The organism is Bacillus sp. BS98 (assembly GCF_008432245.1).
Classification (GTDB): Bacteria; Bacillota; Bacilli; order Bacillales; family Bacillaceae_G; genus Bacillus_A; species Bacillus_A toyonensis.
Genome location: NZ_CP043830.1, coordinates 2,255,840 through 2,278,362, shown reverse-complemented (window position 1 = coordinate 2,278,362; position 22,523 = coordinate 2,255,840). Strand labels below are relative to the sequence as shown.

Genomic DNA, 22,523 nt, shown 5'->3' with positions numbered 1-22,523 from the left:
TTATATGACTAGATAAGTATTTAAAATAGTAGTTACTAAATTATATAAATTAAAAGGAATGAGTCCGATTCAACATCGAACTCATTCCTTATTAGTAACCTAAATTATTGTATCTAACTTTACGGATTCAATTCATTTCCGGTTCTCTTTTCAAACTTAGCAACAGAACTGTTACCGATTACTGAACTCTTGATAGATTCCATGCTATAGTATCAGTCCCATTCTCTCCATTACCATATTTCATATAATCGATTAAATATCCTACCTTTAACTTGTTACCATTAGATAGTATGTTCCATTGCTTATGGTATCCAGTGAAATTCTTTGGATATGCATGATTAAATTTAAAAGTACTTGCATTCTGTTTTTGATCTAAATGGATATAACTATCTTGAAGTTTTAAATATGCATAATCTGAATAAATAGGATTTCGAAATTTAATTAATACCTCTTCATCCTTTTTAATTGGTTTTCCAGGTTTAGGTTGACCTACTCTTTCAATAATTACATTCACTTTTTCATCGCTAGATTTTTCAGCCCAAAGATACTCCCATTTATTCCCGGCATGATGACTTCCCCAATAAGCTGTATTTCCATATGAAGCTACGGTATAAGGAACCCCTTCTGTAACAAATTCACCTGAATTATCTACTACATAATCTTCAAATTCTTTATTAGCTTTAATTTCAGTATCAATCTTTTGTGTAGGGGTTAGATTGTGTGCGTCATTGATTTCAAATGTAACTTTTCTGTGCGAAGCAATTTCAGATTTAATAGGGTGTATATTTTCTCTAGACTCATATGTAAATCCATTCTCACGTTTAACTAGTGTTACTGTTTGTGACGGAGCATTCCATTTCTTACTATAAGTAGTAGGAATCTCTTTACTCACACCAAATAAACCAGGTAAAATTGTTGCCCTAATCTTTTGCGTCACAGAATCAAAACTACCTTCTACTAATGTTGGTTGCTGTAGTTTTGCAAAAGCACCGTGTACAGAGTCTTTATGTAAATAACCGCGATTTCCCTGTCCCGCTTTTAAATCGTTCAATGCATCAGTTCCATTATTAGCTGAAACTACTGATACGTTATTAGTACTTTTAGCCTTGTTTACAATATGATTTACTTTTTTCGTATCTATATTTACATGTTGAAAAACTTCGTTATAGGATAAAACTGGCGTATCAGCAAGGGATTTGTCTTTAGGAGTATATACCCTAAACTTTGGTATATTTCCTATATCTGTTTCTAATTGTTCAGTAGCTGCATTTACTCTAGACTCATATCTCCCTGAATCCCCCAAATGCATAATTTCTTCACCTTTTTCAATAGATAAATCCATTGTACTTGTAGGTAAAACTTCAATCGAAAGAAGTTCCCCTTGTTCAACAGCTTTCAATTCATCCAAAGATAAGACAATATTCGCATCTGCTTGTCCTTCTAAACTGTCAATTACTACTTCTGTTTTATTCCGTCCACCTTTTTCTGTACTTAAATAGTTTGCTTTATAACGATCTTGTGTTGCCTTTACAGTATTAATAATTTTGTTTCCTAAACGAATATTAAAATGAGGCGAAACATTTTCAGCGGATGCTGTTCCTACATTCTTATATTCCAAATGTACCCGTAATTTTGCTGCGTTCGCTGTATCCACAGTTGTTGCAGTAGACCAATCAAAATTATTTGTATAACTCTCCGTTTCCGTAGTTGTTTTTGAATATCCGTATCCCACATTTGCTGAAACACTTCCGGAAGGAACAGGACCGGCTGCTGAGCCTTCTACACCACCTGAACCACTTAAACCTACATTAAATGAATGTTGTGTAGATACACTTTTTTCCCATCCTCTGCTGACTGATCCGCCATTATTATCCGTAATGGTTGCAATAGGAATTACTTCAATTCGTTTGACACCAATTTGCAAATTCGGCATGTTGGCAACTATCGGATTGAAATTAGTATCAGAATCGTTGTTATAATTCTCAACCTCATACATATCAGTAAAAGGATCACCATCCGTATTTGCATTCATAGGATTCGATATAAATTTTGGTTTCCCTTTATCCTTCTCGGGATCCCATGCTTTCGCTTCATTTTTTCCAGTTTGTGAATTGAATTCAATTTTATATCCATTCATCTCTAAGTCGTTAGAAATACCATCTTTATCCCAATCGTTGTTTGCCATTTCAATGTTTTGTGTAATGAGTGAACCTATTTCCCCATCAGATCCGAGCGTGAAATTCTTATCTTCTTTTTTTACATTTACATTCTCTTTGAATATTTCAACTGTACCTCCTGGATTCGGTTGTTTTACATCTGCTAAAGCAGGAGATGCTAAAGTCAGTGCCATCGATACACTACCTAATACACTAATTGCTGGCTTCAATTGTTTCATTGTTATTTTTCCTCCTTGGTTTCTAGGTCAATTAGAACACCTACTAGTAAGATTAATTTCATCATATATAACAAATCTTTCTTTTCTCTCTCATAACTGTTAAAAAAGTCTCTCGTAAATGTTACAAAACACTTACAGAGTTTTTAAAATCTATATATGAAACATTAAAAAGCCGTAATATGAAGAATCGATTACAATATATACAAAAAAACAGCTAGCCAAAGCTAACTGCTTACTAATTTATAAAATTTCAGTAAAAGAATGTTTTAATTTTGAAGCGTGCAAATTGGAAGAGTGACTTCAACTATAGTTCCCTTATTCACTTCACTCTCAATAAATACCTTCCCCTGGTGTGTTTCAATAATTTTATAACATACCATTAATCCTAAGCCGATTCCCTCTTCCTTAATACTGTAAAAAGGTTCTCCTAAGTATGGTATACGTTCTTTTGGAATCCCACATCCTTGATCGATAAAGCGAATCCTTATTTGATTATTATCAAGTTTATCAAATTGAATCAAAATTTCTCCTCCTGTTGGCATGGATTCAATTGCATTTTTTATAATATTAACAAATACTTGTTTTAATTGATTTCCTTCACATGGAATCAATGGAATACCGGGTGTAAAATCAATTCTAATTTTTATATTATTCATCATTGCTTGAGGTTGCAGTAGCATTAAAACTTGATCCATTAGCACACTAATATCATTAGGTTGTATCTTTACCACCTGTGGTTTGGCTACCGCCATAAATTCATTAGTAATACTTTCTATACGCTCAATCTCTGATGATACTATATTTATATACCCCTGATTATTCTCAGTTTCCGTTGATTTTAGTAATTGCATAAACCCTTTCATTGCGGTTAATGGATTATTAATTTCATGAGCCATTGCAGTCGCTAATTGTCCTACGACAGCAAGTTTTTCAGATTTCCGTAGTAATTCTTCTGTTTTTAGCCGTTCAGTGATATCACGAGAAATACTCAGGAAAACCTTTTTACCATTTAAGTTAAAAACACGGACACTAAACTCAGTTGTTATTATTTTTCCTGTTGGAAAAGCATATTCATCTTGTAAAGTGAAGGAAGTTTCTCCCTCTCTAATTTTTTCTAACAACCTTACAATCATTTTAGAATCTTGTGGTACTACATTTGGAAATGGTAACGAGAGCAGCTCTTCTCTACTATATCCAAATCTTTTACAACCAACAGGGTTTACCTCAATGAATCGACTGGGAACATAATTTTCATTCAGCTCTACTACATATACTGCATCAGTTGCTTGTTCGATTAGTGCACGGTACTTCATTTCACTATCTTTTAATTGTTGATGTAATTGATGTCGCTCTCTTTCTGCTTGTTTTCTTTCAGAGATGTCTCTACATATTGCAGATAAAGCTATCACATTTCCTCTTACGTCTAATATAGGAGAAACTGTCAGACTGACATCAAGAAGACTTCCATCGTTACGTCGTCTAACAGTTTCTAATCTAGTAACTACGGATTCTCCTGTTAGAATTTTCTGAATATTTTCGAGTGATTCTTCCATTAAGAAATCTGGTACACAAGGTAATCTCTTACCTATGATTTCTTCTAATGACCATCCAAATATCTTTTCATAAGCTTTATTTGCTTGTAAAATATGCCCTTCTCGATCAGATATGGTAATAGCATCTACATTATGCTTTATAAATGATTCTAGTAATTCTTTGGTAGCTCTTAATTCTGATTCTACCTTTTTCCTTTCGGTTATATCGACTGTAGAACCAACAACTTCAATAACTTGTCCATTTCGTTTAATCGGCCTAAGTGCAATAAGAATAATTGTTTTATCATCTGGCCAGGGTAATTCGAATATAATTTCTTTCCCTTCCCATGCCTGAAGATAATACTTCATCAATTGTGAAACTAAATGTGGTGGAACAATAGAGGCATCAATAGTCCGTAAGCTTTTCCCTACCACCTGTTCAGAGTAAAATCCTTTTTGATAATAAAACTGTCCATCACATAAAGTGTGTATAAAGTGCTTACCCACTTTTTTAAATTTAAAAATCCCTCCTTGAAGCTCATGTACGGTATCTGTAAGTTCTTGCTTGGATTTTTTTAATTCCCGGTTCATTTTAGATAAGTCCTGTGTTAAATAATACAATCTCTGGTAGGCTTCCATAAGAAATAGCCCAATTAAAAGTCCTAACGCTATATATAATAAGCCTCCTGTGTAAAGTAATGTAGTATTAAATAATACACCAACTAACCACTTTATTCCGACAAAAATAGAAAAATATAAAGATGCACTTTTAAAAGGATGAAGGTTTTTAAAATATGTTTTAAAAGTAAAAAATAGAACACTCATACTTAAATATGCAATCACAGGTGGCTCCCAATACCCACCAATGAAAAAGATACGCATTATAATTATGCTAATTAGTGTAATCCAACCAGCAATGCGACCAAAGTAAATAAAAGATAGAATAAGAGGAACAACTCGAAGATCGTAGGAAAATCCCATGTATGGAAAAGAAAAGAGCATCAAAGTAACTGCAATAATCCCTCCATAGAATTTTTCGAAATATCGCCTGGAATGAATCAAAAACACTTGAATAAATATCGCTGCGCTAACTAATAAAGAAAAAATAGAAAGATTGATGAAATAGTCTTTAATAATCATGTAATGTCCCTCCCTGCATTAAAGATATATTCGACATAAAAACAGAAAATCCTACAAATAATATACACAGTTCAGGTGCAAAAAAATATAATTCCGTACATGACAATACATGTAAATAGTATCATATTGATTCAAATCGAAAATCAGGGCATCTTCCATTTGAACCTGTAAATCCCCCAAAAATAAGGTGTTTATTTAAATGTTATGTACAAAAAAACGTAGGAATATTTAATTCCTACGTTTTTTATAAATTAATCAATTCCTTCACTATTACGATTCTTCTAATTCCTCAATTTCGGCTTTTCGCTTTAAAAATATTGCAATATCTTTATTCTCCCTTTCTATTAAACCAAGAGCATGTCTATCATTTAAAGCTAATTCTTTATAACCCCATATATATTGTATCGTTGTTGCTTTACTATGTTTATGATCCGCAAAATACCATTCTAAAGGTTGTAAAGGGTTCGATACTTCAAACAATTCTGCTGGGTACCATGAAGGCAAGTTTGCATTTTCACCCAAGATTAGATAGTCTAATGCTCCATTCAATGAACTAATACCATAAACCACATATTCCTTATCGGTTTCTAAATTTATAATAGAGTCTCGATTATATCCTTGATCTAATAAAACCTCTGAAAATGTATCTCCTGAATTTTTTATACACATTACCTTCACATACAAGCTCCTATCAACAAAAAATTAATTTTTAAATTTAAAATCATTAAATTCGCCTGTTCTATTATTTTTAAAATAATGAATTGCTACAAGAGTTCCATTCCTAGCCACCTTCTTTGGGTCAACAAGAATCTGTCATTGGTATTCTCGTTAGAACTATTCTTTGTGGATTTGAATTAATTTTTTTCATTGCAAGTCGTTCTTTTAATGTATTTGCAGTGCTTCTACCTGCGGAGTCTCTTCCTAATATTTCAACTTCATATTTTGTATTCTTTGTAGCCTCTTCTAGTTCCTTTTCTTTTTTTTCAGGTTTGCATATATTTCATGTCAAATTACAGAAGTGAGTCAGGCCACTCTAAATCTTAGATTAGAAGAACATGAATAATATTCTTTTTTGAATTGTAATTAAACCTCAGAGTGGCACCTCATACTCAGAACCATTTCCTTACCCAACAGAAGTTAATAAAACATATTTAATTATTGCTTCACCGCTTTGGCTACAAGTGCTGCGTATGCTTCTGCACCTACTTTGGTTAAATGCACACCGTCAGGTGCAAAGTAGTCTTTCTTTCCAGCACTTGCTGCATACCAATCAACTAGAGTTACATTCGGATATTCAGATACCGTTACTTTCAGTCTCTCATTCACGATTGATTCCCACGGACGTGGTACTCTCGTATTAATAAATATGATTTTACGTTCGTTTCCAATTACTTTTATTAATGAAACAAGTTGTTCAGTAGTAAAGGCTCCATTTGTACCTAATCCAATAATGACATAATTTCCTAAATTACCTTCATATTTTAACTGTTCAACTACCGGAATCGCTTTTGACAGCTGGCGACCAATTTGGGCATCAATCCTAATATCAGGAAAAGTATTTTTTAAATACGGAGTAATATCAATCATAACGGAATCGCCTATCGCAGTAACTGTGAGTGAATTTTTAGGTTGCGCAGAATTTACTTCTCTTGATTCCCCTTGTTTTTGAGGCGTCTCTTGATTTGGATTTTCCCAAACTGCAACTGGATGTGGCGCCGGTTGTGTTTGTGCTGCTTTTACCTTATCTTGTTGAGAGTTCTCCTTAGCCTTACTAGCTTTTGATAACCCTACGACCGCTATCGACGAAACGAATAATGTACAAATTAAAGCTAACTTAACACCTAAAGTGACATTTTGAATTCTTAAATTCTTAAACTGAATGTTCCGGAGCGCACCTTGTCGGATTGGTTTTTCAATAAACTTCCATGAAATTTGCGCAATCAATATAATCAAAAGAAATTGAAGGATTGCTCTTATTAATGAAAAATCCCCAGCATTTACCTTTGGAGTCGTCAATGTAAGAATTGGATAATGCCAGAGGTATATGCCATACGATCTTATCCCTATCCAACGTAAAGGTCTAAATCGTAAAAATTGAGCAATACGACTAGCTGGATGAGCTAGATTTGCGACTAACAATGCTGTTGCAATTGATAAGAGAACCATTCCTCCCTTGTATAGAAATGGATCATATTGATTGGTCTTCCAAAACATAACCAAAATAATAATAAGGGCAATGCCCCCCACTACATCAAGAATGAAACGCGCCTTTGGGATAATTTTATTTGCAAGTCTATTGCTTGGCCAAACTAAGGCAAGTACCGCTCCGATAAGTAAGGAAAAGGCCCTCGTATCTGTACCATAATATATTCTGCTCGGATCAGCTCCAGGTTCATACAAAATTGCCATCGCTAAAGCTGAAGCAACGGCTCCCAGACAAATTAATAAAATCATACGGGATTGTTTTTTTATGTAGTAAAGCCCTAAACTAATGATAAATGGCCAAACAACGTAGAATTGTTCCTCAACTGCTAACGACCAAAAATGATTCAATGGAGAAAGCTGGTTAAAATTATCAAAGTACGATAATTTATGATAAATATACCACCAGTTACTAACATAAAATAATGCCGCTAATGAATCTCCGCGCATTTTTTCAAGTAAAGAGCTATGAAAAACTGTAATCCATGCCAACGTTATAACGAGCATAACAAGCATTCCTGGAAGCAATCTCCTTGCCCTACTAAGCCAGAATTTTTTTAAATCAATTCTCTTATTTCTCTTCCACTCTATGGCTAGAATATCTGTAATTAAATAACCTGAAAGTACAAAAAATACAGTAACTCCTAAAAATCCTCCAGGCATCCAATTAAAATTAATATGATACAAAATAACACCTAGTATAGCTAGGCCCCTTAGACTGTCCAATCCAACCATATAACGACTATTTTTTTTAAAAGGTTTAGTCATCCTACATTCACCTCTTTTTCTTGGAAATTAGGTTAATAATAACGGCACAAAGTACTATTAATCCCCTAAAATCGTATAAGCTAAACTATTACAAACATCTTTTTGTAAGGCTCTTTTTTTTATCTTTACATGCACAGTAATTAATACTTTAACACGTTATCTGGCTCTGTTGTGAAAATTTTTAAGCTAGATGTTCTTGTTGCTCTTCCGAAAAAGAGGAATATGATATATAACGTATATTTGAACATTCCCCTGCAAAATAACGTTATAAAGAAGGGCTACTGGTTATGAGCAGCCCCTCTTTTACCTTACTTCACATATACATATGTTTCATTTGAAATCACATTTTATGTCTTGCCCTTACTGTCGTGTATTTTATATTGCAGCGAACCTTGCATCAGAACAATATGTGTTCTGGTGCAAGGTTTTTTTAACTAGAATAAATTCTGGGAAAGCAAATAAGGAACATGATAGATGTGATATTTTAAAGAAAAATAATAGTAGCCATTTGCTACTATTATTTTTTTCTTTAAGTTATCATAATATGCCTGAAATTCTAAAGGGACGTGGTATGTCAATTCATCTAACAACCATTATGTGCTGAGTTCGTAAATGCGGAAATTTCATTCGTGATTTTTGAAAAATAAAACAAAAAAGAAAAACTATCTTTGAAAATGGATGAAACCTACATAAATGTCAACTAATCTATGTACGAATTCCTTTGCTTTAGCTAGGGGTTCTAGGAAATAAGGAGCCATATGCCGGTCAATTTTTCAATTAACTTGGTGTCTAGTTTAGTGTACCATCTCCAATTAATACATTTTTTCGGGTTCAGTTCATTATATTTTCTACTTTGTCTTTATATACAACATATTCTTTTCCATCCACTACTGCTACCACCGCAAATTCATCATTTGGATTGAATGAAAGCCAGTCAGCCCACATGCTTGTATTAGCACCTCCACTCCACATATGATGAACAGTGTTTTTAGTTAAATTCATAACTTTATAAGACGCATTTGGTGCATTTGTTCCAGTCTTTATTTCAAAAGTATATGCGTTATGGATTTTTTTATAAAAGTAAAAAACGTTTGATGGACGAAGTAGATTCATAAAATCTTGTTCTTTCTTCTCTGCAATTTTTATGCCTTCTAGTAATGTGACAACATCTGCTCTTAATGTTTTCCAACTGTCTTTAGCTGAATTCAAGTTAGGCTTTAAAAATTTATATCTATTTTGATCAGCTTTTTCATCAACTTTATCAATATGCCCCATTACGCCCGAATATTGAGAGTCTAAATCATCCCATTGTGTGGACATATAAGTAAGAGCAGTAATAGCACTATCAATCGTACTATGCATATCACTAATATTATGAAATGCAACTCCGACTACACGATTTAATGTAATTTTATAATCTACAGTTTTACGTAATTCTGCTAAAGCAGGCTCTAATCGACCTAAATTATCTCTAGCAGTACCTATCATTATGCCACCAGAAATAAGCGTGGGGATAAAAGGGACTTTCACCATTATTAACCCATCAGATTCTAATTTCTTATAATAGTTTACTTGTCCTAAAACTTCATCTAAACGCTTTTGATCAGTCTCTACATCAGCTCCTTGGTTTTTTAAAATCGATTGCAAGGTCTCTTTATGGCTTCCAAATACTCTAACATCTTCTCCAATAGCGTTTTTAAATTTAATTAATTCTTCTATTAACGCTTTTGCGGACTTTTGGTTTCGTTGAATCCCCACCCTTAAATCTGTAATCCCCTTTTTTAAAGTATCCCCATTTCCATTATTGATCGCCTCTACTAATGTTTCATAATAATTTTCAAACTTTGTATCGTATTCAATAATGCCGGTCAATGTATCTAAAAGCTGTTTTTTTACTTTTGTATTCCATGTAACAGCATGTGCTCTTGCATTCTTTTGATCCTGTACAATTTTACTAGGTAAATCTGCATACCCATTAATAGAAATCCCTTCAAAACTCACATCCGGATTATTAATTAGCAAATAAGAATATTCATTCATAGCCTTTGCAAATAACCCAGCATCTTGTACAGTTTTTTTCATCTTTTCTTCATTTGCTGAAAGAGACATATCTCCAGTGTTCGTTTGTTCAGTTTCAATTGCAAAGGTTGCTATTGGTGTGAGTGCATAGGTAGTTGTCATAATTAAAAATGCTGATACAGCCAGTATTTTATAAGGTTTTTTTTTCATCTTTTCTTATTCCTCCTGTATAGAGTATGATTTCAAGTCCTATTCTTATTAAAAGAAGATGTTGTTGCATAGATTCGATATTATTAAGCAAATCTATATAACCTGTCTCCTATTGATCGATTCTGTTACAAATTTTTAAAAACAAGTAAACTACATGGCTATCTTTTTATTTGGATACAACTTATATATAAGTGAAAGGCGAAGTCTTTAATGAGACTCCGCCTTTTTAATATATAAGGATTTATTAATTACCGCTTTACTGTTTATCAGTGTAATCATAGACTCTCTATGTTATGGGTCACTTTGCAACAGAATAAATATTTCCCTATTTTTGTGGAGTAACAGTTTCCACTTTTAATTCCTTTATCCCCTCTTTTAATGTAACAGCATCTGTTCGTAATGTTTTCCAACTATCTTTCGCTGCATTTAAATTAGGTTTTAAGAATTTAAATTTATTTTGATCCGCTTTTTGAGCTGCATTCTCAATATGGCCTAGAACGCCCGAATATTGAGAATCTAAATCATGCCACTGCGTTGACATATAAGTAAGAGCGTTAATAGCATCATCAAGTGCCTTGTGCATTTCATTAATATTACTATAAGCAACTCCAACTACACGATTTAATGTTACTTTATAATCCACGGTCTGACGTAATTCTGCTAATAAAGGCTCTAACTTACCTAAGTTGTCTCTTGCTACTCCCACTATAATACCGCCAATTATTGGTAGACCCAAAATAGCACCCTTCATTACATTAAACCCATCAGATTCTAATTGTTTATAATAGTTTACTGATCCTAATACTTCTTCTAGACGCTTTTGATCTGCATCAACATCTGCACCTTGGTTTTTTAGAATCGACTGCAAAAGATCTTTATTGCCTCCAAATGCTCTAACATCTTGTCCAATAGAGTCTCTTAATTTAGTTAATTCTTCTATTAATTGTTGTGCGTACTTTTGGTTTTGTTGAATTTCACCTCGTAAATCTGTAATTCCTTCTTTTAAAGTTTCTCCATCCCCTGTATTAATCGCCTCAACCAATGTTTCATAATAATTGTCGAACGTTGTATCATATTCAACAATACCAGTCAATGTATCTAAAAGCTGTTTTTTTACTTTCGTGTCCCAAGTAACAGCATGTGCTCTTGCATTCTTTTGATCTTGTACGATTCTACCAGGTAAATCTACATATCCATTAATAGTAATTCCTTCAAAATTTACATCAGGATTCTTAATTAGCATATAAGAATAGGCATTCATAGATTTTGCAAATAATCCAGCCTTTTGCAAGGTCTCTTTCATTCTCGCTTCATTTGCAGAAAGAGCCGTATCTCCATTGTTCGTTTGTTCAATTTCACTTGCAAAAGTTGCTACTGGTGAGACTACAGAAGTTGCTGTCATAGTTAAAAGAGCCGATGCGACGATTAGTTTGTACGGGATATTTTTCATCATTTTATATTCCTCCAATATAAGTTTTCATTTTCAGTTCTATTCCTGTTTAAAAGCGATGTCTTTTGAAATGAATTCTGCATCTTTATGAATATCATTCCAACTTTCTTTAGCAGCTTTTAAATCATCCGGTATTAAAGAGAATTTGTGGTCTTGCATAGAATCGATATTATCCAGTAAATCTGTATAATTTGCGCCCATTGTATTCCATTGCTTTTGAATATTTGTTAGAGACAATATCGCTTGATCTACAGTCTGGTATAGATATGCCAATGTTTCTTTCGCGTTAGTAAGCGAAAGAACTGCTTGATTAGCACGATCTGCTTTCATACTTAATTCCCCGATTTTGTTAGAAATTTCGTTATAGGAGTCCATATGCTTAGATGCCGTGACACCAGCCGCAGTTCCTAGACCGATACCAGCTGCTCCAAGAGCTGAAAGTCCACCAACAACAGCCGGTGTTGCTGTACCACCAGTTACAACAATTACAACTGCTCCTCCAATAGCTGCAATAACTAAAATAGCTGCTCCCAATCCACCACCAATTGACCATGCTAATACATCATCAAAATGTTTTTTCTGAGTAGAACGAAGTTGCTCAATTTCAGCTTGAAGTTGTGGAATCGTTGCTTGTTGACCTGCTAATATTGCAGTTAATCCACCTTTCCCATCTGGACCACCAACATTATTTTTAAAATCTGTAGAATTTTGATATAGTTTCCCTTTGAAGTCTTGTAGCATCTTAATTACATCTGTTACCTCTTTTGAATTTGTATTAATTGTTGTAATTAAATCATTTATGCCCTCTTTTAGACCTGCCTTATCTTTCTTTTGTACAGTATCTACTAATGTGTCGTAATAATTTTGAAATTGTTCATCGTAATTTACAATATTACGAGCTGTTTTTTGAATCTGTGGCTTCGCTGTATCTAACCAATAATTCGCATTGATTCGTGACAGTTCTTGATTAAGGTGAATATTTTTGAGCAACTCTCCTCCTTCTGATCCTAAATCGATATTAGATAAATTTACATTCGGTTGCTTAATCATTGTTTTTGCGTACAAATCCATTACAAGAATATGAGACCCTGTTTCAGCCAATGCTTTCTTCAGTCCCTCAGGACCTAAAACATAATTGCCTACTTTTTGTTCTTGAGCGGTCGTTTCTTGTGCAAATGCATGAATAGTGTTACCAGTAGTAGCAGTTATAACCGTTGCCAGAGTGGCTAAAGTTAGCACTTTGAATGGGAATTTTTTCATCACTTTTCTCCTTTTTTCGCTAGATTCCTAGAATTTTCATAGTTTTTCCAAAAACGTAATATCAAAATTTATATACCTGTTCTTCAAGGTAACTTATTACATTTTTTAATTGTCTTAATGTATCTTTTTGAGACTGCTCGTTAGTTGCATCAACATTAGTAGATAATTTTGTAATATTATTTTTTATTTGATCCAAATCTTCTTTATAGCGCTTTAGTAGGTCAAGTTCTACATCTACTTGATTTGCAAATGTATGCAAATCATTTTGTGAAAGAAGAAGCATTGATTTTTGCAAATCTGCTATTGATAGTTTCGTTGTTAAATCATATATTTTTTGGTTTTGTTTCTCTAAGTCATCTAAATATGATCGCTGCTCTGCTGTTAGTTTATTTACTTCTGCGAAGACACCAAATGTTTTCTTAATCTTTTCAGTATCAATGGCTTTCATCAGGTCATATTCTTGCGTTTTTGCAGCTGCAGCTGCAGCTATTTCACCTTGTTTGCTTTTCTCAATTGCTTCACGAGCTGCCTTTTTGGCCGATTCAATCTCTAGAGCAGTTTTACCTTGTTCTGTCGCTTCTTGCGCTGCTTTTTTCTCCGCTTCTAGAATAGAGTTGTTAATTTCTTTTCCTTTGTTATACGCTGCCATCCCCGCTTGAGCAGCCGGTTCAATAATTTCTTTTGAAAGACTATAAATTTCTTTGAATATAGCAAATCCCTGCTCATTTAAAGCTCCTGGTATTAATGCAATTTGTTGTAAATCATTTTGAATTGCTTTTTTGGTATTTAATATTTCATTTTTTAACTGATCTATTTTTCCTGTTCCATCTGTACCTAATATGCCTTGCGCAGTTGCCACATTAGTATCGAAATCTTTTAATTTTTTATCAAGCTGTAATTTAAGATCAGTTAACTCATTAATTTGTCGTTGCGCATTTTCTTGATTCGTCATAGCCATTTCTTGAAGTACTTCAAGTCTATCCACAAAACCTTCTCTATCTTCTTTATTGTCTACATACGATTTTAATGTCGGATAATAGCTATTAAATTTTGTTACAAATCCTTTGCTTTTTGAATTTAATAGAATTAACTGTGGATAGAGTTCCGATGACCATTCCTTCATATCTTGTTTGATTAGGAATTGATTTGTATTTAAAGCTGGGACTTCCTCTAGCTGTACATTAGGACTCATTAAAGATTGATCAATATACGTTTGGATTAATTTAGATTGCGCACCTAATTTTCGTAATGATGAAGAAATATCCATGTTTTCCTGTTGAGTTTCTGCTTGAACGATTGGTGTTGCGAGAGTATTGATAGGAATAGTCGCTCCAGTTACAATGGATGTTATTAAAAATCCTGTCATTATTTTATTCTTCATTCCGTACACTCCTTTACCATTTTTTTCTATAAATTGATTCATATAACTTGTACGACCTAGCACTAGGCTCTCTCTTTGTACACGGATGAGGAAAGAGAAGTCTTTCAGATAGGGTGTTATCCTTATTTTTTACTTCTAATAGGATGTAAGAATTTTACTCATCTCTCATTTAGATACTCTATTTTTCAAAATAAACAATAAAAATTCATCAGCTATATTTGAATTAGACACCCAATGGGTAGTAAAATATTAATTCTCCCATAGAGTTGCGGTTTAACTTACAGAACCGCGAGGATAGATAAACCAATGCTGACAGTTAATCCTGTTTTGACCTTGTTTAATATCAATTACATAATATGTCTCTTAGTTTTGTCAGCAAGAGCCTTACAAGACTACAAAAGATGAACTTATACTGTACATTGCTTATACTTTTATTGCGGAATAAATTCACTTTTGTTATGCAAAAACTTAGAACACTTTTATTACAAACTTGATCATTTTGAGATTCTAGGTCTCTCGTTAATTAACTGATTATTAAGAAAATTATTTTCGACATAATGTTACTTACAACTTCGCTATACTCCTATTAGCGTCATCTTCTCCTTTCTCTCTGGTCATACCAGTTATGTTGTTCATTAAAACATTAAATTTTTAATGCGTAAATAGCAAAATTTTGTCGATTGTACTCAATAATTTAACTGTTAAGTAAAAATACGAGCCAAAAATATTATACAAATATAATTAATTAAAAATTTCACCTCTGTAATTGTAATGATTACAAATTAATATATATAAGGTTACAAAATAACTATTTTAGCTTAACCAAGAAATTATATTTTAGAAAAAATACTTATAGAATAATTTAATAGGTTTTTTTATACTTTTTTACCTTTATTTAGTTATGTATAATTGCATAAAACATAGATATATCATGTGATATATGTTACATTATTAATTTTTACGAAATATACCCTAATATCAACATTAATAAATATTTAAAATGGAGATATTAATCTATAAACTTATCCATCGTTATAACCATAGATTTTAAAATATAAAATAGCTGCAAAGCTTTCTTAAAAATCCTTTGCAGCCTTCTGTTTTTTTGTTTTCTTTAGAAAAATAGTGTTTCAAGTTAACAATATGGTATAAACATTTCCATTGTGCTTTTGCTTGGATATATGTTTCATGGACTCTTCAAAAGCTATTTGTTTGAGCTGACGTCAGACTCGTTTGTCTAATTCAGAACTATACTGATAAATCCAGCGCCTAATTATTATTTAAAAAATAGATAAGCTTCGTTTCTCCATTATTTTTGCCAACTCCTGAAAATTGAAACTGTTCCGCTAACAAGATAATATCAGGTTGATCATACGTCTATTTGAATACAAGTTCCTTATCTAAACAAATCACACACTTTTTCTAGAGTAATAAGCTCAGTATTTTCAAGTTTTAGAGATTACTTACACCTATTTTTAAGTTTTTACATTGAGACCAGATAACAAGCCTATATTATTGTATATTTTTCACGGTACTGTCTAGGGGTCATGCTAGTAATTTTTTTGAAAACCCTCGTAAAATAACTTTGGTCATTAAAGTTAAGCCAAGCACAGATATCTGATAGCGAATAAGTAGTTAGAGTTAATAATTTTTTTGCTTCTTCCACTCGTTCCCTTTGAATATATTCGCTTAAAGTAATTCCCATTTCTTTTTTAAATAGTTTAGACAGATAAGTAGGGGTAATTTCCAAATGATTAGCAAGTTCATTGAGAGTTATTCCATCGTAAACATTTTTATTAATATGTTTCATACATGTAGTAACCGCGTATGAATACTTTTGTGCATTGAATTCTTTCACACGATCTGCAAAGGTACGTAAAGCGTCTCCTGACAATCGCTTTGCAGATTCTACGTTATCTAATTGTTCCAGAGTTTGTATATATAAAATACTATGAGCAAAAGCAATATCTGGTGGCAGGTTCCCTTCTATCGCATATCGAGTAGCTAAGGTAATCGCAATAATTCCAAGGTTTTTTTGGTTCCTGAGCGGATCCTCTATTAACATCAGTTCAACATCCTCTTGTGAAACTGCATACATATACTGTATTAACCTTTTTTTATTTCCTTCTTTGATAGTCAAAAAGAAATCATTTACTAATGCCATGTTGTGAGTTTTAGGTTTGTTTTGTCGGCGTTTTAAAATATATAAATCAGGTTTCACAATTTTATTAGGAACTTCCTCTAGTACTTTATTTTTTTCTAAAACAATACCCACATCTAACTTTTCATTGAAAATCATGTAATGTAATAAAATTCCCATATCAATTAATGTAGTTTTTTCAATCTCAGATAAACACTGATAATAGGCTAGTCTTTCTTGAATTTTATCATTTGATTTAAATTCTTTTTGAAGTTTTATGGTCATATCATCTGAACCTTTTGGATGTATAGTGGGACCGATAATAATAGTCCCTTTAATGTGATCATGATTTTCTATATGTATTAGAACAAAATTTTCAAGATAGCTGTTACATCTGAAAAGTGGTAAGTTAAAGGGATCGTTTTCTTGATAAATATCACTAAGATGTTCTTCTTTTGAAGAATAAAAAGGACTATAAACATCATCAGATGTAGAATGATATAAAATTTTTTTGTCTGTAGATAAAATATGTACAGGGGCATTAAATGCTTTATGTGCAAGATCACACAAGTGTTGTATATCGATAGAAGTATTCATTACATTCTCCTTTTAAGTAAATTATTTGATAAATTTCCTCATTGTTCCTTTTATAGTTTCATAATATATATTCTGCTAGGTATAATTCACGACAAATAATACTATAAAATATCAAATTAGTACAATTCACGACAAAATATTACTATATCTTTTTTATGAAAATCATATATTATTTAATTGTAATTAGCATCTAAATATCAGAGTAGATAAGAAAATGAAATGAATGAAGGTCATTTCTTAATTCTACAAGATCTAATCATTACACTTGAGAAAACAGTGAAGAACATACAAAATACAGTGGTACTCCATGCGAGGACCAAGCTGGAAAAAAGATTCAAAATACAGCGAAAGTAACAAGAGATACTGTGCCACCACAAAAACCAACAATCAAAATTTCAATTCAATTACTTGTACAAATTGAATTCCAAAAATAGATAATGCTCATTTAAATGTAAAACTGAAAACCTACTGTGTTTCAAATTTTAGACAAAGATAACAAAAAGTCGGGAAATTAACGACAGAGGACAATGATAAGACTATTTATGAACCACTATGCTTCGGAAAGTACACGTTGGAAGAAATTCAAGCACCAAATAGATCTACGTTATTTAAAGATCTAATTGAGAAAAGAATCTTATCATCAGTACAAAAATAAAAAAAGAAAACATAAAAAACGAATGGAATATTTAAAATTCTGGCGATATAGGGACAACTATTTTTATCTAATCCCCACAATATTACTGGTCCCAACATTAGTTTTATTTTCCACAAATGAGGAAGAAATATATAGATTTCAAAAATACTAGGAATTGCAGGGGAGATAGAACATATGAATAAACTTTATTTATATGTTGTTCATCTTTGTATTATTAATCTTTATGCTACCTAGCTTTCATACCGCACCACATCAACATATTCTTAATTTTCCACTTTATTTTTAATTAAGAATCAAAATACCTTTAAATGAAGTTATATTATAGTTTATTAAATACTATAAATAAAAACAAAATGCTATTTAAACACCCTCTGACTACTCATATGAGGTTTTTCCCCTAATGATACCTATGGTATTAACTCCACTTTAAAGGATCGTTTTAAAAGAATTTGAGAAGCCATTTTTCTAGTTCACCATCAAAATTCTTGAAATTTATGTAAAAAAGAACCCGTTTTATATATAGTTTCTTTTTTCATTTCTTTAACTTAGTCTAATCTATATTGCCCAGTTAATTGTTCCTCAGCCATTCGAGCTAAGTGTAATTATTCTAATCATTAACACCTTTTTCCTTTAAATTCTTTAGACCCTATCCTTGTTTATATGAATAGCTTTCTTATTCGAAAATAGATTTTTAAAAATTCCTCCCCCTACAATTAATACACCTATTCCAACTAATTTATTTATTTGTATTGGAACGCTCTCCATTCCAAACAATCCGAATGTATCAATACATAATGCAACAACTAATTGTGTAATAAGACTAATTAACACCGTATACGCTGGACCTAAACTCTTTATTGCACCCATTATACAAATAATTAATCCAATGCCAAACAATCCGCTTATATAAAACAAATAATTTGTAGTGTAAAAATTAATGCTAATACTTTTCTCTGTTATGATATAAAATAGACCAGAACTTATGAGACCTATTCCAAGAACACATGCAGTTGTTAACCACTGTCCTACACATTCATTGACCTTTGTGTTAAAAATAGATTGTAAGCTAATTAATACTCCAGCAAATATAGCTAAACTAAATCCAATCAAAATATTCCTCTCCCTTTCATTGCTCATATATATTATCTTTAGCAACTTCCTTCATTCTAGAAAAATCTTTAATTACGATAACTCCATTTTTCTTTTCAATTAATTTTTCTTTATTTAATTTTTGTAACACCCGAATTACGTGCCTATAACTTACTCCTATAAAATCAGCAATACTTGATATGGAAGTTGCATCTAAATCCTCTTTATACATATTTCCGTTACTATCTGTTGAAATTGATAGTAAATAACTAGCTACACGCACTTCTACTGGATAAAGTAAATTTAGAGCTGTAAAACGGGTCGATATTTTTAACGTGTTCGCAATGTTTTCAAGCAAGAAGTTCATAAATATAGGATCATGTAATAACTTGTTTCTAATAACCGTATTAGAAATGGAGATAGCTACAACATCTGAACAAGCTTCAACGACATTATGAGTCTTGCTTTTTTGTATCAATTCAAGATCACCAACAACCGCCAATGGATTGATAAAGCGAAGAATTAGTTTCTTTCCTTCTGGTGTAATCGTATAAACTTTTACTTTACCTTTCACTACAAAATATAAACGATCCATTTCGTCATCTATATTGCAAATAAACTTGCCTTTTTCAAAATGATTTATTTGAAAATAAGCTGTATCTATTTCTGAAAAAATCTCAAATATTTTATTAGTTTTCAAATAATGAATAATTAAATCTGATCTATTCTCCATTCTCATTTCCTCCTTCTATTCACATATTAAATATTACAATCCCTATAATCATTACTATTGTTCCCACAATATGATATCTCTCCATCTGTATCTTTTTTATATGGAACAGTCCTTTTATTTCAATGAAAGTTGCTGTTAACAATTGAGCAACCATAAGTGTGCCAGCTGTCAATGTAACCCCCATTGAATATATCGCCATAGTTTCTGCACAAATAATGAATCCACCAAATGCACCGGCTACTAAATATGTTTTTTTCACACCCTTTAAATCCGTTACTTTCTCTTCTTTCTTTAACAAAAATATAGTTATTGCAATAAGGAACCCAATTAAATGCGTTATAATACTCGTTGACCATATGCCGATATGTGAACTAAGTTTCGCATTAAAGGTTCCTTGAAGTGTTATACATACACCAGCAAAAACAGCAAATACAATGCCTTTCAAAAAATCATCTCCTAATTTTTTATTTCTAACTTAATTAAAAGCTATGACCCTAAAAGGCAAAAGGACAAATGTCACATCACTATGAAAATAATTAGAAATGAACAAAAAACACATCTCAAAAATTTGAGATGTGTTTTTATATTTTTATTAATATATAATTTTTTACATATTATAACTACGCTACATTAACAGTCTTCTTCATAACAAACTTCGCAAATAAGAAACGCACAAGCGGCCCCATAATAATTAATTGTAATGGATAAGCCATAATGAAATTTTTAATAAAAATTGAAAAATAACTTGAAACAAATGATTCCCCTTGTAGTCCACCATGTAAATACATCATAGCCATTCCGTAAAATGACATAAAGAAAACCATTCCGATTACCATAGCTGTAGCCATCGCTACTATAATATTTATTTTCTTCGATTTATTAAACGGTATCGCGAATACAATTTTTTTCGCACAAGGTCCAACGATACATATCTCAATTAATAACGCAATCATAAATCCAATTAGTAGTTCTAATGCGATCTCCTTAATATGAATTGGCCCTCCTGCTCCGTTCAATAATAAATTGTAAAACGTCATTACGATAACCATCCCTAGGCACATCATCATACCGAATTGGAGGTTTTCCTTTCTTGTTGTTGGCAACTTTCATCATCCCTTCTCTTTGAGTCTTTGCCATTATATCGATATTGGAAACTCCTTCGTAAGTGAACATTTTGTGAACATTTCGAAAGCGTTTACGTGTATTTCTTTCACTCTTCACTCTAATCTTCCCATTCTATAACTGTATGCTTATAAAGGTTTTATATATTTCAATGTTGAATTACTAAATTTAACATTGAAATATATTACTACTAGGAGGATAACTATGAATGAAGCAGAATTTTACGCATATCACATCGTTACAAAGAAAAAAATGAATATCGGACAAATCATTCATTTTGATAATAATCAAACTAACACTTTATATCACTTCTTTTTTGAAAGAGAACACTTAAATGCTACTGGCGAAGATTCTATTCAAATTTTAAAAAGCAATTATATAAATAACGAACTACATATAAATAATGAAAACGCTCAAGTAGTTATGAAATATACGGATCAAACAATTAGAGCCGTTAGGGAAACGATTGTCGAAATGGTTAGGCTTCAAGAATATCCTGAATACCCTTCAAGGTTATCTTGCTTATATGCTTCTAAAAGCTATGAAGATGCTTTGAAATGGAAAGCGTTATTTGATTCTTACAACCGAGATGTTTTACAGATTGTTAAGCTACTAGTGAGTGGAAATTCTTTTGAAAGCGACGGAAATCTTTTACCAAAAGAAGATGGTATTTCTTTCTCCAGAAAAATTGAACAGGCTAGAGACTATTGGAAAGGAAATAGCAAAAGCGAATTACCTGAACTACTGATTAATGGGAAAATTCAGGTGGTGGAAATTATCGATGATTTTTCCAAAATTAAAATTTAATTCTTGGCTAAATATTAGAGAATGGAGATTACAATGATGAAAAAGGTGTACTTCAATCATGATGGTGGTGTAGATGATCTAATTTCACTATTTTTATTACTCCAGATGGGTAATGTCGAACTTACAGGTGTTTCAGTTATCCCTGCAGATTGTTATTTAGAACCCGCAATGTCTGCAAGTCGTAAAATTATTGATCGCTTCGGCAAAGGTAATATCGAAGTAGCAGCGTCAAACTCTCGTGGAAAAAATCCATTTCCGAAAGACTGGCGAATGCATGCATTTTATGTAGATGCTTTACCCATTTTAAATGAGTATGGAAAAGTTGCAACACCTGCAGCAGCCAAACCTGCGCATCATCATTTAATAGAAACTCTTCTACAAACGGAAGGAAAAACAACTTTATTATTTACAGGGCCGCTAACTGACCTAGCCCGTGCATTATATGAGGCTCCTATAATCGAAGATAAAATTGAACGTCTCGTTTGGATGGGCGGTACATTTCGGACCGCAGGCAATGTACATGAGCCGGAACACGATGGAACGGCTGAGTGGAATTCGTTTTGGGACCCTGAAGCAGTAGATCGTGTATGGGAGGCGAAGATTGAAATCGACTTAGTAACACTAGAAAGTACAAATCAAGTTCCGTTAACAATAGACATACGTGAACAGTGGGCAAAAGAGCGTAAATATATTGGTGTTGATTTCCTTGGTCAATGCTATGCGATGGTTCCTCCTCTCGTTCACTTTTCAACGAACTCTACTTACTATTTGTGGGATGTATTAACCGCTGCGTTTGTTGGGAAAGCTGACCTTGCAAAGGTACAAACGATTAAAAGTATTGTTCATACATACGGACCTAGCCAAGGGCGTACAGTGGAAACTGATGATGGGCGACCTGTAAATGTCGTTTATAATGTAAACCACAATGTTTTTTTCAACTATATAACTGACTTAGCAAAGAAAGCTTCCACTTGAAATTCTATCTATACGAAAAATAAATAAAGTCGTATAACTTCAGATGAT

15 protein-coding genes and 1 pseudogene are annotated in these 22,523 nt (G+C 32.4%); 3 read left to right on the top strand and 13 right to left on the bottom strand.

The features are described from left to right. Positions 1 to 178 precede the first annotated feature (178 nt). The 9 genes from F0362_RS11785 to F0362_RS11740 form a co-directional block, all read right to left on the bottom strand. Entirely contained in the window at positions 179 to 2,395 is a 2,217-nt protein-coding gene (locus F0362_RS11785; RefSeq protein ID WP_000811547.1) for a binary toxin-like calcium binding domain-containing protein, read from the bottom strand. Between the two features lie 266 nt (positions 2,396 to 2,661). Further along, positions 2,662 to 5,067, bottom strand: a complete 2,406-nt coding sequence (locus F0362_RS11780; protein WP_000584266.1) for a PAS domain S-box protein — start codon at positions 5,065 to 5,067, stop codon at positions 2,662 to 2,664. Between the two features lie 270 nt (positions 5,068 to 5,337). Next, positions 5,338 to 5,745 carry a hypothetical protein gene (locus tag F0362_RS11775; RefSeq protein WP_000866988.1) on the bottom strand — a complete coding sequence of 136 codons (408 nt, stop codon included), beginning with the start codon at positions 5,743 to 5,745 and terminating at the stop codon, positions 5,338 to 5,340. A 477-nt stretch (positions 5,746 to 6,222) separates the two neighbouring features. After that, the gene (locus tag F0362_RS11765; protein ID WP_000165414.1) at positions 6,223 to 8,037 is read right to left on the bottom strand and encodes an acyltransferase family protein; all 1,815 of its coding nucleotides are present in this window, start codon (positions 8,035 to 8,037) and stop codon (positions 6,223 to 6,225) included. An 831-nt stretch (positions 8,038 to 8,868) separates the two neighbouring features. Then, positions 8,869 to 10,266, bottom strand: a complete 1,398-nt coding sequence (locus F0362_RS11760) for a hemolysin BL regulatory component HblB (protein WP_149889768.1) — start codon at positions 10,264 to 10,266, stop codon at positions 8,869 to 8,871. A 325-nt stretch (positions 10,267 to 10,591) separates the two neighbouring features. Next, the gene (hblB, locus tag F0362_RS11755; RefSeq protein WP_000977258.1) at positions 10,592 to 11,719 is read right to left on the bottom strand and encodes a hemolysin BL binding component B; all 1,128 of its coding nucleotides are present in this window, start codon (positions 11,717 to 11,719) and stop codon (positions 10,592 to 10,594) included. 36 nt (positions 11,720 to 11,755) lie between these two features. Beyond that, on the bottom strand, positions 11,756 to 12,976 hold the full coding sequence (gene hblD, locus F0362_RS11750) for a hemolytic enterotoxin HBL lytic component L1 (protein ID WP_000714444.1): 1,221 nt from the start codon (positions 12,974 to 12,976) through the stop codon (positions 11,756 to 11,758). Positions 12,977 to 13,037: 61 nt separating this feature from the next. Beyond that, positions 13,038 to 14,357, bottom strand: coding sequence for a hemolytic enterotoxin HBL lytic component L2 (gene hblC, locus F0362_RS11745; protein WP_002105282.1), 1,320 nt, complete (start codon positions 14,355 to 14,357; stop codon positions 13,038 to 13,040). Positions 14,358 to 15,864: 1,507 nt separating this feature from the next. Continuing rightward, complete coding sequence (locus F0362_RS11740; protein WP_001097923.1) at positions 15,865 to 17,094, bottom strand: helix-turn-helix domain-containing protein; 1,230 nt, start codon at positions 17,092 to 17,094, stop codon at positions 15,865 to 15,867. Positions 17,095 to 17,605: 511 nt separating this feature from the next. Here F0362_RS11740 and F0362_RS31395 point away from each other — a divergent pair. Beyond that, positions 17,606 to 17,749 (top strand): annotated as a pseudogene (locus tag F0362_RS31395) (hypothetical protein); the annotation flags it as partial. 639 nt (positions 17,750 to 18,388) lie between these two features. Here F0362_RS31395 and F0362_RS11735 read toward each other — a convergent pair. The 4 genes from F0362_RS11735 to F0362_RS11720 form a co-directional block, all read right to left on the bottom strand. Beyond that, on the bottom strand, positions 18,389 to 18,859 hold the full coding sequence (locus tag F0362_RS11735; RefSeq protein ID WP_149889767.1) for a DMT family transporter: 471 nt from the start codon (positions 18,857 to 18,859) through the stop codon (positions 18,389 to 18,391). Between the two features lie 16 nt (positions 18,860 to 18,875). After that, entirely contained in the window at positions 18,876 to 19,571 is a 696-nt protein-coding gene (locus F0362_RS11730) for a Crp/Fnr family transcriptional regulator (protein WP_000431587.1), read from the bottom strand. 19 nt (positions 19,572 to 19,590) lie between these two features. Further along, entirely contained in the window at positions 19,591 to 20,016 is a 426-nt protein-coding gene (locus F0362_RS11725) for a DMT family transporter (protein ID WP_000676419.1), read from the bottom strand. A 175-nt stretch (positions 20,017 to 20,191) separates the two neighbouring features. Beyond that, positions 20,192 to 20,674 carry a DUF2798 domain-containing protein gene (locus F0362_RS11720; protein WP_001143399.1) on the bottom strand — a complete coding sequence of 161 codons (483 nt, stop codon included), beginning with the start codon at positions 20,672 to 20,674 and terminating at the stop codon, positions 20,192 to 20,194. A 223-nt stretch (positions 20,675 to 20,897) separates the two neighbouring features. Between F0362_RS11720 and F0362_RS11715 the strand changes: the two genes are divergently transcribed. Both F0362_RS11715 and F0362_RS11710 read left to right on the top strand, forming a co-directional pair. Continuing rightward, positions 20,898 to 21,500: a DUF2441 domain-containing protein gene (locus tag F0362_RS11715; protein WP_001001042.1), complete on the top strand. Its 603-nt coding sequence runs from the start codon at positions 20,898 to 20,900 to the stop codon at positions 21,498 to 21,500. A gap of 33 nt (positions 21,501 to 21,533) precedes the next feature. Then, entirely contained in the window at positions 21,534 to 22,475 is a 942-nt protein-coding gene (locus F0362_RS11710; RefSeq protein ID WP_002093760.1) for a nucleoside hydrolase, read from the top strand. Positions 22,476 to 22,523 lie beyond the last annotated feature (48 nt).